This window comes from Microcoleus vaginatus HSN003 (genome assembly GCF_022701255.1).
Lineage (GTDB): Bacteria > Cyanobacteriota > Cyanobacteriia > Cyanobacteriales > Microcoleaceae > Microcoleus > Microcoleus vaginatus_B.
In genome coordinates, this window is sequence record NZ_CP031705.1 from 2,072,799 (window position 1) to 2,087,762 (window position 14,964).

Annotated in this window: 13 protein-coding genes; 7 read left to right on the top strand and 6 right to left on the bottom strand. The window is 46.8% G+C overall.

The window, feature by feature from the left end; translation table 11 throughout:
• Positions 1–266 precede the first annotated feature (266 nt).
• A complete protein-coding gene (locus D0A37_RS08865; protein WP_242723315.1) occupies positions 267–5,372 on the top strand; it encodes a PAS domain-containing protein in 5,106 nt (1,701 codons plus the stop codon).
• 63 nt (positions 5,373–5,435) lie between these two features.
• Here D0A37_RS08865 and D0A37_RS28960 read toward each other — a convergent pair whose 3' ends face one another.
• Positions 5,436–5,558, bottom strand: coding sequence for a hypothetical protein (locus D0A37_RS28960; protein WP_278187176.1), 123 nt, complete (start codon positions 5,556–5,558; stop codon positions 5,436–5,438).
• A 48-nt stretch (positions 5,559–5,606) separates the two neighbouring features.
• Between D0A37_RS28960 and rplI the strand changes: the two genes are divergently transcribed.
• Both rplI and dnaB read left to right on the top strand, forming a co-directional pair.
• The gene (rplI, locus tag D0A37_RS08870; RefSeq protein ID WP_242723317.1) at positions 5,607–6,065 is read left to right on the top strand and encodes a 50S ribosomal protein L9; all 459 of its coding nucleotides are present in this window, start codon (positions 5,607–5,609) and stop codon (positions 6,063–6,065) included.
• A 396-nt stretch (positions 6,066–6,461) separates the two neighbouring features.
• The gene (gene dnaB / locus D0A37_RS08875; protein WP_445242505.1) at positions 6,462–9,065 is read left to right on the top strand and encodes a replicative DNA helicase; all 2,604 of its coding nucleotides are present in this window, start codon (positions 6,462–6,464) and stop codon (positions 9,063–9,065) included.
• A gap of 234 nt (positions 9,066–9,299) precedes the next feature.
• Here the strand turns inward: dnaB and D0A37_RS08880 are convergent, their stop codons facing one another.
• Positions 9,300–9,887 carry an FKBP-type peptidyl-prolyl cis-trans isomerase gene (locus D0A37_RS08880; RefSeq protein WP_242723319.1) on the bottom strand — a complete coding sequence of 196 codons (588 nt, stop codon included), beginning with the start codon at positions 9,885–9,887 and terminating at the stop codon, positions 9,300–9,302.
• Positions 9,888–10,165: 278 nt separating this feature from the next.
• Positions 10,166–10,492, bottom strand: coding sequence for a phasin family protein (locus tag D0A37_RS08885; RefSeq protein ID WP_242723321.1), 327 nt, complete (start codon positions 10,490–10,492; stop codon positions 10,166–10,168).
• Between the two features lie 215 nt (positions 10,493–10,707).
• On the opposite strand from D0A37_RS08885, the gene D0A37_RS08890 reads away from it, so the two are divergent.
• On the top strand, positions 10,708–11,064 hold the full coding sequence (locus D0A37_RS08890) for a zinc ribbon domain-containing protein (protein ID WP_242723323.1): 357 nt from the start codon (positions 10,708–10,710) through the stop codon (positions 11,062–11,064).
• 201 nt (positions 11,065–11,265) lie between these two features.
• Positions 11,266–12,231, top strand: coding sequence for an N-acetylglucosamine kinase (locus D0A37_RS08895; protein WP_242723325.1), 966 nt, complete (start codon positions 11,266–11,268; stop codon positions 12,229–12,231).
• On the opposite strand, the gene D0A37_RS08900 is transcribed toward D0A37_RS08895, so the two are convergent.
• The gene (locus D0A37_RS08900; protein ID WP_242723327.1) at positions 12,221–12,406 is read right to left on the bottom strand and encodes a hypothetical protein; all 186 of its coding nucleotides are present in this window, start codon (positions 12,404–12,406) and stop codon (positions 12,221–12,223) included. The genes D0A37_RS08895 and D0A37_RS08900 overlap by 11 nt on opposite strands.
• 144 nt (positions 12,407–12,550) lie before the next feature.
• On the opposite strand from D0A37_RS08900, the gene D0A37_RS08905 reads away from it, so the two are divergent.
• Both D0A37_RS08905 and D0A37_RS08910 read left to right on the top strand, forming a co-directional pair.
• Positions 12,551–13,207, top strand: coding sequence for a hypothetical protein (locus D0A37_RS08905; RefSeq protein ID WP_242723329.1), 657 nt, complete (start codon positions 12,551–12,553; stop codon positions 13,205–13,207).
• 103 nt (positions 13,208–13,310) lie between these two features.
• A complete protein-coding gene (locus tag D0A37_RS08910; RefSeq protein WP_445242506.1) occupies positions 13,311–13,712 on the top strand; it encodes an MgtC/SapB family protein in 402 nt (133 codons plus the stop codon).
• A gap of 679 nt (positions 13,713–14,391) precedes the next feature.
• On the opposite strand, the gene D0A37_RS08915 is transcribed toward D0A37_RS08910, so the two are convergent.
• Positions 14,392–14,604, bottom strand: a complete 213-nt coding sequence (locus D0A37_RS08915) for a hypothetical protein (RefSeq protein WP_242723334.1) — start codon at positions 14,602–14,604, stop codon at positions 14,392–14,394.
• A 50-nt stretch (positions 14,605–14,654) separates the two neighbouring features.
• The gene (locus tag D0A37_RS08920; protein WP_242723336.1) at positions 14,655–14,885 is read right to left on the bottom strand and encodes a hypothetical protein; all 231 of its coding nucleotides are present in this window, start codon (positions 14,883–14,885) and stop codon (positions 14,655–14,657) included.
• Positions 14,886–14,964 lie beyond the last annotated feature (79 nt).

A 14,964-nucleotide genomic window follows, 5' to 3' on the forward strand; every position in this document is an offset into this window, starting at 1 on the left:
CACGCGAAAAATAATGAGACGGACTAACCTGGCACTTGAAACAGCCAGAAAATTACCCGTCGCTTGTGCTGAATCCCGCAACTGGTTCAGACGTGGGACTCTACGATAAAATAAATTGTCTAGATATCGATATTACCGCAGAACGATCGACATCCCTCTTAGGTTTGAAGTGTCACCCTGCTCAAATCAAAAGTTCCTCTGGTTGTTTCCCTATTATTTATCGCGATTGGCTTGGCCAAAAGTAAAATGAGCGTTGTTAGAAACCGATGCAAAACCCACGCAATACTGAACCCGAACCAAAAATCGACCCCTCTGTTTCAACGGATTCTAACAAAGTGTTCTACCCAGCCGCGCCTTTGCCAACCGATGTAGGGATGCTTCTGCAATTGGCAGACGGTAGCATTCAGGGCTGCAATTATCACGCCCAGGATCTGTTGGGGATGACAGCAGAACAGATGCACGGCTGCTCTTCAATAAATAGTCTGCGGCATACTGTGCGTGAAGATGGCTCGGATTTTCCCGGCGAGACGCATCCGGCGATGGTGGCGCTGCGAACCGGGCAACCATGCTCAAATGTGATCATGGGCTTTTATCGGCCACAGGGAGAATTGATTTGGTTGACGCTCAATTCTCAACCTTTATTTCAGAGAGATCGATCGACTCCCTATGCGGTAGTAACAACCTTCACGGAAGTCGCTCAACCTCAGCCCAAACCAGTCACTCACGCGCCCGCCCAACAACTCTCAGACACCCTCGAAAGTATTTCGGACGGGTTCTTTGCTTTGGATAGAGACTGGCGATTTACCTACCTCAATTTGCAAGCGGCGCGGTGGCTGAACCGGCTGCCGGAAGAGGTGATTGGCAACAGTCTTTGGGAAGAGTTTCCCGAATCTGTGGGCACTTTGTTCGAGCAGGAATATCGCCACGCCGCCACCTTCCAAGTTACGGTGAGTTTTGAATCTTTTTATCCGCCGCTCAATGCTTGGTATGCGGTACGAGCTTATCCGATCGCATCGGGACTTGCCGTTTATTTTCAAGATGTCACCGAGCAGAAGGCGGCGAGGGCTGCTTTTATTCAACAAGCGCAAACGGCGCAGCAACAACTAGCAGAAATCGAGGCGATTTATGCTAGTGCGCCGATCGGACTTTGCTTCCTTGATACTGAGTTGCGGTTTGTCCGCCTTAACGATCGCCTAGCAGAAATCAACCGAGTTCCAGCCGCCGCCCACATCGGCAAAACATTGCGCGAAATTTTGCCAGAAATGGCAGATGATTTAGAGCCGATTTACCGACAAGTTATTGAAACTAAAATTCCCCTCAAACAGCTCGAAGTTCGCAGGACGAACTCCGCACAGCCCGGAGGAGAACAGGATTGGCTGTTGAGTCTCTATCCGCTGAGGGCCGAGGACGATCGCGTTTTGGGCGTGAATGTGACGGTGCATGAAATTACCGAACGCAAAGCTACCCAAAAAGAAATTCAACGGCTCAACCAAGAACTAGAGCGACGAATTAATGAACTGGAATCGATACTTGATGCTGTACCCGTTGGCATTACGATCGCCGACGACCCACAGTGTCAAGTAATTCGCGCTAACCGGTTTGCTCTGTCGATGTTGCAAGTGCCGGCCGATACCAATGTTTCTGGAACAGGAGAGCAAGCGGCAGTCCTTCCATTTAGACGACTCCGCAACGGACAGGAAATTCCGGGAGAACAACTCCCCATGCAACGGGCCGTGGCTTCCGGCGTCCAAGTGCGAGATGTAGAAATTAAAATGGTGCGCGAGGATGGGGCGACCTTTGATTGGTTGGTGAATGCGGTACCGTTATTTGACGAACAGGGCGCAGTTCGCGGCTGTGTGGCGGCGTTTATGGATATTAGCGATCGCAAGCAAGCTCTTGCTGCTTTGCACCGCTCTGAGGAACGCTATCGCACTTTATTTGAGTGCCTAGACGAAGGCTTTTGCGTCATCGAAATGCTGTTTGACGCCAACGAAAAGCCGATCGATTACCGCTTTTTAGAAGTCAATCCGGCCTTTTTGAAACAAACCGGACTCGAACAACCTACAGGTAAAACGGCGCGACAGCTCCTTCCAAAGCACGAAAATTATTGGTTTGAGGTGTACGGCAAAGTCGCGCTCACGGGGGAACCCTTGCGCTTTGAGCATGGCTCGGAAGCCATGAACCGCTGGTTTGAGGTTTCGGCGTTCCGCACTCCTGAGCCGCACAGCCGCAAAGTCGCCGTACTTTTCAAAGACATCAGTGAGCGTAAACAATCAGAGAATCGGCTGCGGCAACAGGAAGAACAACTGCGGCTGTTCGTCAAACATTCGCCTGCGGGGGTGGCGATGTTTGACCGCCAGATGCGGTATATGCTGGTGAGCGACCGCTGGCTGTCAAGTTACGGGATCGGCACTCAAAACATTGTAGGCCGATCGCACTACGACATCTTTCCCAATTTGCCCGATCGTTTGAAACAAATCCACCAGCGCTGTCTGGCGGGATCAGTCGAAATCTGCCAAGAAGATCAGTTTCCCCGCCCTGATGGGTTGATCGACTGGGTGCGCTGGGAAATTCATCCTTGGCGAACCAACACCAATGAGATTGGCGGCATCATGATTTTTTGCGAAATCATCACCGAGCGCAAAAACGCTGAACTCGCGGTGCAAGCGGCCTCCCAACAAGTCAGCAATATTCTAGAAAGTATTACCGATGCCTTTATGGCGATCGATTCACAATGGCGCTATACCTACGTTAATGCCACTGCTGAAAAACTGCTTTCTCGATCGAGAAACGACTTGTTAGGTCGATCGATTTGGGAGCTATTCCCCGCCGAGGGAGAATCGAATTCGATGGTATATCAAGAATTTCATCGAGTTGTTAACGAGCAAGTTTCTGCCAAGTTTGAAGAGTTTTCGCCTGCACTCCAAAGGTATATAGAAGTGAGCGCCTATCCAGCGGCCGAAGGACTTACGGTTTATTGGAGCGATATTAGCGATCGCAAACGCACGGAAGAAGAACTGCGCCAAAAGAATGCGATTTTGAACGTGATTAACGAGTCAGCACCCACGCCAATTTTTGTCAAAAATCGAGAAGGACAGATTATTTATGCAAATCCAGCCACGCTGGAAATAATGGGCAAATCTGCTTCTGAAGTAATTGGTGGTCGCGATCGCGATTTATACCCAGTAGCAGAACTTGCAGCCAGAGTCACGGAAAACGATCGGCGCATTATGGAATCTGGACAAACAGAAGTCCTCGAAGAATCTCACGATGGCATTCGGACATTTCTGGTAATGAAAGCTCCCTACCGCAATCAGGCGGGAGAAGTCATCGGCCTGATTGGCATCTCCAGCGACATCACAAATCGCAAACAAGCAGAAGTCGCCATGCAAGAACAAACTAAGTTATTGCAAGTAATTATTGACAGCATTGGTGATGGTTTGATTTTGGCCAACCAACAAGGGGAGTTGGTGTTGTTTAACCGAGCCGCCCTGGGGATATTCGGTCAGCTATCCAATGAAAAATCCCATGAGGAATGGTCGAGCACCTACGGGCTATTTATGACTGACAAAAAAACCCTCTTTCCCGACGCTGAACTACCTCTAGCCAGAGCAATCAAAGGTGAATATGTCAATGATGTAGAGGTATTTGTGCGCCGCGAAGATTCCGAAGGTCGCTGGATCAGTATCAGTGGTTATCCGGTAGTTGATACTAGCAGCAAAATCAAAGGCGGAGTGATTGTCTGTCGGGATATCACAGAACGCAAACAAGCAGAAGCAGCGCTGCAAGAAAGCGAAGAACGATTTCGCACTATGGCTAACAACGCTCCTTTTATGGTATGGGTAACCGACTCCACAGGCTATTGCACTTTCTTGAGCGAAAGCTGGTATGAATTCACAGGTCAAACTGAGGAAACAGGTTTGGGATTGGGTTGGGTAAACGCGGCGCATCCAGAAGACCGAGAACAGGCCAAAAATGCGTTCTTGACCGCCAACGAACGCCAGGAACCGTACCGCGTAGAATTTCGCCTCCGGCGCAAGGATGGCGGATATTCTTGGGCGCTCGATGTGGCTGCTCCCAGATTTTCCGAAAGCGGACAATTTGAGGGTTATATCGGCTCTGTAATCGACATTACAGAGCGCAAACAAGTGGAAACCGAGCGCGATATGGTTCTGCAATTAGAACAAACTGCCCGCGCGGAAGCCGAGCGAGCTAACCGCATTAAAGACGAGTTTCTGGCGGTGCTTTCTCACGAGTTGCGATCGCCCTTAAATCCGATTTTAGGCTGGTCGCAACTGCTCGTCGGCGGCAAGCTGAAGCCGACTCAAACTGCCAAGGCCTTTGAGACGATTGAGCGCAACGCCAGACTGCAATCTCAATTAATCGAAGACTTGCTTGACGTGTCTCGGATTCTGCAAGGGAAACTCAGATTGAATGTTGCTCCGGTGAATCTGGCAACCATTATTCCGTCTGCTGTGGAAACAGTGCAATTAGCAGCCGAAGCCAAAAAAATTCATATCCAAACAATTTTAAATCGCGATGTCGGGCAAGTAGTCGGTGATACAAGTCGCTTGCAACAAATTGTGTGGAATTTGTTATCAAATGCGGTGAAATTCACGCCCGTCGGCGGTCGAGTAGAAGTTAGATTAGGGCAAATCGCACACCAAGCTCAAATTCAAGTCACGGACACGGGTAAAGGTATTCTTCCCGATTTTTTGCCTTATGTTTTTGACCATTTCCGACAAGAAGATGGGGCTACAACGCGCAAATTTGGTGGCTTGGGATTGGGATTGGCGATCGTCCGCCAACTGATCGAACTTCACGGCGGAACGGTGTTTGCAGAAAGTGCCGGAGAAGGTCAAGGAGCGACGTTTACGGTGAGATTACCGCTATTAAATGATGATTCTAGTAGGCAGGATGAGGAAGAACGTCATGGGGCTGCTCCTCCCGATCTCTCATCCTGGCCGCTAGCTGGATTGAGAATTTTGGTGGTAGATGATGAACTCGACTCGCGAGATTTTGTCGCTTTTGTGCTTGAGGAAGCGGGTGCAGAGGTGATTTCCCTATCATCTGCTGCTGAGGCGCTAGAGTCGATCGAACAAACTGCACCGGATTTGCTCGTCAGCGACATTGGAATGCCGCATATGGACGGATATATGTTGATAAATCGCATCCGCACTCAGCTTGCGCCTGAGTATCAGCAGTTGTTGGCGATCGCCTTAACGGCCTATGCTGGAGAAGGGAACCAGCGCCAAGTTTTGCAAGCCGGATTTGACAAACACTTAGCCAAGCCGATCGATCCGACCCAGTTAGTTGCTACTGTAGCGCGATCGATCTTTGAGAGCGATCGAGCGCGACGCTTTGGTAGGTAAGCTTCAAGAGCAGCACCTCCCCGTTTGGCGCACTTTCCCACGGAATTTGCCAGCTAAAAGATATTATGCCTCTCTTCCGTCTTCCTTCTTCCTTCTTCCGTCTTCCTTCTTCCGTCTTCCGTCTTCCGTCTTCCTTCTTCCGTCTTCCGTCTTCCGTCTTCCTTCTCCCTTGCGATCGCCCCTCAAACTTCGCTATTATAAAAAGTTGCAGTTAAAACCCCACAACCAACGATCATGGCCAAGCGCGTCCAATTAGTTTTAAATAAAGATGTCAGCAAACTCGGCAAAGCTGGCGACGTAGTAGAAGTAGCCCCAGGCTACGCCCGCAACTACCTAGTACCCCAAGGAATGGGATTTAGAGCCACTCCGGGCATTCTCAAGCAAGCAGAGCGCCGCCGTGAAGAAGAAAGACTGCGCCAGCTAGAGCTCAAGCAGCAAGCTGAAGTCCGCAAAACCGCCCTCGAATCGGCTGGGCCTTTCATCATCTCCAAGCAAGTTGGCGAAGCTGACGCGATTTTTGGTACTGTTACCAACCAAGAAGTAGCAGAACTGATTTTCAACTCTACCAGTCAAGAAGTCGATCGGCGCGGCATCACCCTACCCGAAATTCGCCAAACTGGTACATACAAAGCTGAAATCAAACTGCACGCAGAAGTTACCGCCGAAGTTGATATTCAAGTTATTCCGATGTAATTAAGAGTCATCAGTCATCAGTCATCAGTCATTAGTTGTTAGTCATTAGTCATTAGCTAACAACTAAGCACTGCTAAGTAAGGACTCAGTAACGCTAACTTGCAGATTCAGAACGGGAGCATCTCTGCAGAGAGTAAGAAGCATTTTTTCAGGAGTGCGAGATCGAGAGAGCGTGAGTCTGGTATAAACGCGAGCTCGCGACAGATCGCACTCCTACAAAAGCTTACACTGATAATAACTAATGATCCCGCCGGAAAAACGGATACAAGCGCCGACGCTCCTGAAGGTCGAACCTAAAATTTTAGGATCTTGTTCAAGCTCCCAGATTCCTCTGTAGAGTAAATCTAAAATCTAAAATCTAAAATCTAAAATCGACTGACTGAGGACTATTGACTAATGAGCGATTTGATGCCGACAAATATAGAGGCAGAAGAAGCAATTTTGGGGGGAATTTTAATTGACCCCGAAGCTATTTCCCGAATTGCCGAACTGCTGCGGCCGGAGTTTTTTGCCATCACCGCTCATCAAGTCATTTATCGATCGGCATTAGGGCTATTTTTACAGGGTCAACCTACCGATTTAATGACGGTAACAACTGCGCTAACCGACCGCAACCAGTTAGAGCAAGTAGGAGGACTAACTAAATTAGCACAATTAGTCGATCGCACAGTTTCCGCAGTCAACATCGACCAATATGCAGTTTTAGTTGAAGACAAATATCAGCGCCGCAAATTAATCGAAGCTGGCAACAACATAGTACAATTAGGTTACGAGACGGCAACACCACTAGAAACAGTCTTAGACCGCGCCGAACAAGAAATTTTCAGCATAACTCAAGAACGCCCGCAACAGGATTTAGTGTCGATCGGCGAAACACTAAACCAAACATTTCAAGACCTAGAAAATCGCAATGAAGGCCTGACACTTCCCGGTATTCCCTGCGGTTTCTATGACTTAGATGCTATGACAGGAGGCTTTCAGCGATCGGATTTAATCATCGTTGCAGCTAGGCCGGCGATGGGAAAGTGCTGTACAGATGATTCCGTTATAGTACAAAGCGATGGAAGCCTAGTTACCCTTGAAGAAATCTATCAAAAACGTCAAGCTGAATTACTAACATTAGGAGAAGATTGGCAATTTCACCTAACTAGACCATCAGCTTTTATAGATGATGGAATTAAGCCGGTATTTCGGCTAACAACAAGACTGGGACGTTTTATAGAAACTACAATTACCCACCCATTTTTAACAATTAAGGGATGGCGGCAGTTGGCCCAAATACAAGCAGGCGATAAAATTGCTGTCCCCCGCAGGATGAATGTTTTTGGTCAAGAAACCATCCGATCCTGTGAAGTTAAGTTATTGGCTTATCTAATTGGAGATGGGTGTTTGACACGCAGCGCGCCGAAGTTCACCAATGGAAATAGTGCTATACTACAAGATTTTGCTGAAGCTGCTACTAGCTTCGGAGGTCTTAAGCTGCGATTCAGCGAGCAAGGGAACCGCACACCAGAATATTGTATAATGGGCGATCGAGAAGGTTACATGGATGCTATTAATACAAAGCATAAAAACCCGCTGAGACTCTGGTTAGAAGAATTAGGTCTGATGGGCAAAAATGCTCACCAGAAAACTGTACCAGAAATAGTTTTTAAATTGGAGCGATCGCAAGTTGCCCTTTTTCTCAACCGCCTCTTTTCAACAGACGGCTGGGCAACCCTGCTTACCAGCGGTCAATCTCAACTAGGCTACTGTTCTGTCAGCGAAGGACTAGCCAGACACGTACAGCATTTACTGCTGAGATTTGGCATCATTGCCGCCCTCAAAAAGCGTTCTGTCAAATACAAAAATACTCGCAGACCAGCTTGGCAAATCGATATTACGGACGCAAAATCAATCAAAACATTCATATCAGAAATTGGTATTTTTGGCAAAGAGGTAGCATTATTCAAAGTAAAAGAAGCCTTAGAAAATAAAGAATACCAAACTAACCGCGATTTAATTCCTGTCGAGGCATGGGAACACCTAGCATTAGCAAAAGGCAACGAATCGTGGGCATCCTTAGCAAAACGCGCAGGTATCAAAGGTCACTCAAATATCCACGTTGGTAAACGTGCGCTCTCCAGGGAAAGATTTTTAGTTTTAGCAACGGCTTTAGATAATTTATGGCTGAAACAACTGGCAGATAGCGAGGTTTACTGGGATGAAATAGTTTCCATCGAACCGATGGGAAACAAGCAAGTTTACGACTTAACTATCCCGGAGACGCACAATTTTGTGGCTAACGATATCTGCGTTCACAATACTGCTTTCTGTACCAACATCGCCCACCACATCGCCGCCGGACAGCAGAAATTGCCCGTTGCAGTTTTCAGCTTAGAAATGTCGAAAGAACAGCTAGTGCAGCGTATCCTGTCCAGCGAAGCCAAAATAGAAAGTAACCGATTGCGATCGGGTAGAATCAGTCAAAACGAATGGGAACCAATCAGTACAGCCATTGGCAATTTATCAGAACTACCACTATTTATTGACGATACTCCCAATATTACCGTCACAGAAATACGATCGAAAGTCCGCCGCCTCCAAGCAGAACAAGGCGGAACCCTAGGATTAGTCTTGCTAGATTACCTGCAATTAATGGAAGGTACCAGCGACAACCGCGTGCAAGAACTATCTCGAATTACCAGAAGTCTTAAAGGTTTAGCCCGCGAACTCAACGTGCCGATTATTGCCTTATCTCAGTTGAGTCGGGGTGTGGAAGCGAGGACAAACAAGCGGCCGATGATGTCTGATTTGAGAGAAAGTGGATCGATCGAGCAAGACGCGGATTTAGTAATTATGCTCTACCGCGATGAATATTACAACCCTGATTCGCCCGATCGCGGAATTGCAGAAGTAATTATTACCAAACACAGAAACGGCCCCACAGGAATCATCAAACTATTATTTGACGCCCAATTTACCTGCTTTCGCAATCTGGCATCTCCGAAGCGATCGTAAATCAACTAGGGCTGATATTAGGTCCGTTGAATTGGCAGTTATAAAATTTTGTCGATCAAGTGGGGGGCGGGTTTATAGATATTGTCGAGGTGAAGGGAAGATTGTTGGTGAAACCGGGCACTACCAATATTGTGGTTAATTTCCCAGACGTAATATTACACAGAAACCCGGTTTCTTAAAAAAACCGGGTTTCTAAACACCGTAAAAGTTTTACGTTGAATTAGATTGAGCTACCTAGCCAGCGATTTTCAACAATTCCACATCAAAAATCAGCGTAGCATTAGGAGGAATCACCCCGCCCGCACCGCGAGCACCGTAACCGAGGTCAGGGGGAATAATCAACTTGCGGCGGTCTCCAACTTTCATCGTACCGACACCTTCATCCCAACCCTTAATTACTTGACCTACGCCAATTTTGAACTGAAAAGGAGAATTGCGATCGCGCGAACTGTCAAACTTCGTGCCATCCTCCAAAGTTCCAGTGTAGTGTACCACAACCGTCTGCCCGGTTTTTGGAGTCGCCCCATCACCCTGTTTCAATTCAACATATTTCAGACCTGAATCTGTGGTGACAGTTTTCTCAGTATTATCAGTCATGTTATTGCCAGCGATAGTAGCTGGTACCTTCGGTAAAGTAGCATCAGCTACTAGCAAGTTATTTTCATTCAAAGACTGCGCTGACAATTTCTCAATAGCAGTCTCTGGTAAAAGATTGTTCAATTCGGCTGCAACTGCTTGGGACCCAGAACCGCCCATTTGAGCGACTATCAAAAACACAAAGCAAACCAGCATTACTCCCAAGCTGACTAGAACTCCTCGCAAAATTAATCCTCCTGATACTTTTAACCGCGATATCTCAGATATCTAAGACATCTAGTACAACAAGAACTACCAAATGTTATCTGAACTTTTCCACCAAAAAAGGGCAGGTTCCAGATAATTTTAAAGGCAAAAGTATGAAGTCAGAATGTTTGTAATTCTACATAAGTGGCTTCTACATAAGTGCCTTTTTTAGCCTTCTGCCTTCGGGTGACAATCTTATCACAAGATAGCAACGAACTTCTCGCGGGCGTTAGCGAAGCCCTCGAAGAGGATCGACCTCAGCGCCAGTTACGGTTTTCTAAATCCCGCATCTGACGTTCCAAACGATCGAGCCTTCCCCGCAACTCATCCATTTCCGACTGTCGGGGGACTCCCATATCTTGCAGCATATTCCGTAGTTGCCGCTGCAACTGCGTATCCCAATTGCCCTGTTCAGACTTGAGGTGCTCGGTCATGTCATCGACAAAGGTTTTGGCTTGCTCAGGATTGATTTTGCCATCTTTGACCCATTGCTCGCTCACTTCCTGCAATTTCTCTGCCACCAGGGAGGTCGTACCAATGCCCAGCATTACCAGTTGTTTGAGTAAGTTGCTATTGTTATCCATAGATTTTTCCTAATGTTTGCCCTTTCATACCCGATCGGCTCAGGTCGCCTGCTGTCGCTGCGAAACCATCTGTAAACTTAAAGTTACATCAGCGCACACCTACCTTTCTATTTTGGAGCATCCAGCCGCCTGATGGCGAGCCGATCGCGCTAATCGGCGTTCGGAAAACCCGCTAATGAGCCTACCCACCACATTACCCCATCACCCTGCTGTCTATGCCTGATTGCCCCCGCTGTCACCAACCTGTAGACGCCCAAGCCCTCGCCTGTCCACACTGCAAAATCCCCCTCAAAGCTTTCGGTCATCCGGGTATCCCTCTTTATCGATCGAAACCCGAAGAATTTCTGTGCGCTACCTGTATTTATCACGAAGATGACACTTGCAACTACCCCCAGCGTCCCTTTGCCAAAGAATGCACGCTTTATCACAATCAAGCTGAGCCACTTGTGCCACAGACGAGCCGTTACATCAGCGGCGGCTGGTCACAATCTATCAAAAATTGGTGTCAGCGCCATCTCGTTTGGTTAGCATTATTAGGTTTAATTATTATTAGCATTGCTCTCTCGATTTAATCTCACATCTTGCACCCTTTTCAACAACAGGCAAGATGCCTGTTCCACAAGAAAATCTACTCTTTGTGGAACAGGCATCTTGCCTGTTCATAAAAGGCTTATTGACAATGGTGCAACATCTCAGTTTAATCGGATTGTACAAAGCGTAGAATAGAGATATCTCTGTTAATCTGGGTTGCTCTATTATTCTCTAAATTATTCATGAGCTACGTATTCGGCATCGACGGCGGCGGCACTAAAACTATCTGCCTTTTAATGGACGAAAACCACCTTGTTTTGGGACGGGGTGAAGCAGGGCCGTCAAATTATCAAACCCTGGGAATTGAGACAGCAAAACAATCCATCCAATTGGCAATCGAACGAGCAGTTCTATCCGCTCAGGTCGAGACAAATAGCAATCTCAACATAGAAGCAATTGGTCTGGGACTAGCAGGCGTCGGGCGTCCCAAAGATCGGGAAATAGTGCAATTTGTAGTGCAGAACTTGCAGTTGACGAATACTTTACCAGTAACCAGATCATTCCTGCCCAGGAATATAGTAATTTGCAGCGACTTCGCGATCGCACTTGCTGGCGGTACAGGCCATCCAGTGGGTATCGCCGTTATTTCAGGAACCGGTTCGATTGTTTTCGGGCAAAACCGTCAAGGGAAAACTAAACGAGTCGGCGGTTGGGGATATATTTTAGGCGATGAAGGCAGCGGATATAACATCGCCCTTCAGGGTTTGCAAGCTGCTTTGAAGTTCTATGACGGACGCGAAGATTTTACCCTGCTAGCGGAAAAATTTCAAAAGCATTTAGGCCTCAATAACCTAGAAGAATTGGTAGAAGTCGTTTACGGGCGCGGTTGGGGAGTCAAAGAAATCGCAGCTTTAGCGCCGATTGTCGATCAAGCAGCAGCAGAGGGCGATCGCGTCGCTGACGGCATTATCAATACTGCTGTGGCAGAATTAACATTTTCCACAAAAATAGCCATTGCAGCGCTATTTAACCAAACAGAAGAATTTGAAATAGTGATCGTAGGAGGTGTGTGGGGCGGGGAAGCAAATTTCCGAGGTCGGTTTGAAGTGGCCATAAGTGCGATCGCCCCAAAAGCTAAGGTAATTTCGCCCCGATACGAACCAGCTTTCGGTGCTGGATTGTTAGCGTTAAGCGCTCTCAACAATTAATTGTTGACTGTTGACTGTTGACTGTTGGCTGTTGACTGTTGGCTGTTGACTGTTGACTGCTGACTGTTGACTGTTGGCTGCTGACTTTGACTGTTGACTGCTGACTTTGACTATCTTCCTTATCTTCCCCATCGCCCCTGTCGTGCCGATTTCCTCGATTTTTCCAAATTTTCAACTTCTGGATTATCGACCTTATCTTCCTAACTTGTAGAATTCCAGTCTGCCATAATCAAAACATCAGATGAAGGCGAAACGAGAAACAAATTTAGCAGTAGTGCTTTCCTAAGTAAACCAAAACCGAAGCAAGGAGACAATTTATATGATTACTTCTCAAACATGGCGTTCAGCAACAGCAGCAATCCTCGCACTGGGGATTACAGTGGGAACCAGCGCGCCGCTGGTGGTAGCTACCCCTGCAGAAGCCCAACAACGAATTTCCCAATTTAATAGCATCACAATTCCATCGGGCAGTGTAATTCCAGTTAGCTATGAAAAAGACAAAATAGTTGTCACCCGCGAAGAAACTGCACCTTTAACTTTAACAGTAGCGCGAGACATCCGCACAGCTCAAGGCCGAGTATTAATCCCCGGAGGCAGCCAGATAGTCGGGACACTGCAACCTGTCAGAAGAGGCAATCAAATCGGTACTCAATTTGTTGCCAGAGAGTTAATTATCAGCCGCCGCCAACGCTATCGGATTGATGGCTATTCGGGAATTATTACCAGAACCCAAAGAGTCCAAAAAGGTGCTGGCACAGGTTCATTAGCGCAAGGTGCAGCATTGGGTGCAGCAGCAGCAGCAGCACTAGCAGGCATTACCGGTGACAAAGCGATCGCCACTGAAGAAGTATTGGGAGGCGCTGGGATCGGCGCTATAGCTGGAGTATTGTTGGGGCGGCGCAGCGTTGACGTGCTCGTGATTCGCCCGGAACAAGATTTGGCAGTGAGATTGCGATCGGACATCGTGCTCCGCTAATATTGGAATCTTCCGATTAATTATTTGCAGTAAAACATTGTCGATCGCTAACTTGTGGTCTCCCGATCATTGGCTAGGCCTACTATTAAGGTTGGGCCTAGCCATGTTCGTTGGCGGAATTATTGGATGGGAGCGCCAACTCAGAAACAAACCAGCGGGATTGAGAACTCATATGCTAGTAAGTATGGGTTCTGCGCTGTTTGTTTTAATACCGCTAGCAATGGGTAAAAATGAAAATGGAGGAGAAGCTTTTGGGCGCGTAATTCAAGGCATTGCTGCCGGGATCGGGTTTTTGGGAGGCGGAGAAATCCTGCGGCAAAATCAAGAGGAAATAGGCAAAGTTGAAGTTCACGGGCTCACCTCTGCCGCCGCTATTTGGGTATCAGCAGCTTTAGGAACTGCGGCAGGATGCGGGTTGTGGCAACTGGCATTAATTGGCGCTTTAATGTCGCTGTTTGTTCTCAGAGGAATAAAAGAGCTAGAGCGTCGGAGTCGTAGGAAATAGTCTCATTGAGTAGATAAAACTTGGTAAAATAACCGTTACAACGTTGGTAGTCATGCCGGAATTCAGAGGTCTTTTTATGAAGAGCAAATTCCTCACTACGAACAAATTTGATGGCGGTTAATCGAGGATAAATAATATTAGTTTTTTCCCAGCAAGTCGAGTTAATCACTTATCATGAATTGTTAGCTCTCCTCCCCACCAGACCTGTCCAGGTAGTGAAAAAGTGGCTCAAACGCCTGAATTTTCTGCTTCGGGTGATAGAGGAATATTGTTAATGGGAGAGATAATTAATATCAAATCCGGTAGCATCGGAATTAATGTTACCCACAGTCAGGACACGGCACTGCCGTGTCCTCCATATCATAAGGAGTGGAAGCGGAATTGATCTAACAAGAAATAACCTTTCAATAATGCTCAACGGTTAGTCAGCCAACAAGGTGATAGCTCTGGTCATCCCAGCCTTGCCTTTGAGGAGTCAAGTCCTGACTACAAACTTAAACATTTATTTTAAAAAATATTTAAATTTGAGTTTATTTGCTTACTACCTAGTGAACCCAGATAGCAAGTTTTGTCAAATTAATTAGTATATAATTTAGTGGATTTAATTATTAAATAAGCGTTTTTTTGGAAATCAATTAATATTTATTTTGCCTAATACCCCATGAATCAATAAAGCCCGTTAATTCGTTTCGGGGAAACTTGGCATTTTTATCAATTCCAAAGACTCTTGCCTCACGCGACCCGCCATGGCAGCTAACTGCAAGCTCATAAAAGCATTCAAATCTTCCAAATCACACTTAGCTGAGGAAAAAATCTGCTGCATTTCATTTTCCGCTTCCAAACTCAGATATCCAGCGGCAATAGCTTGTTTTACAACTTCACGAATCTGCATGGTAGAAATGTACCTCACTAAATTTTAACTACTCAAAAGCCAACTAATTACTAACAGGAAGTTTCGGAAGCCGTCTCGCCAAAGATTTCAAATTTTTTCAGCTCGCGAGACTCTTGTTTCACTCCTCCGGACATAGCTGCTAGTTGCAAAGCCATAAAAGCATTTAAGTCTTCCAAGTCATACTGGGTGGTAGTTAACATCCGCCGCAGTTGATTTTCTGCTTCAAGGGTTAGATAGCCTAGAGCTAGAGCTTGCTGGGCGAGATCGCGAATTAGTACCATAACACTTCGGAATTTTTCGGAATTTTATTGGTTCAAACTTCAGTATCAACTGTTTGCACAGAATCAGCAGTGACGGCTA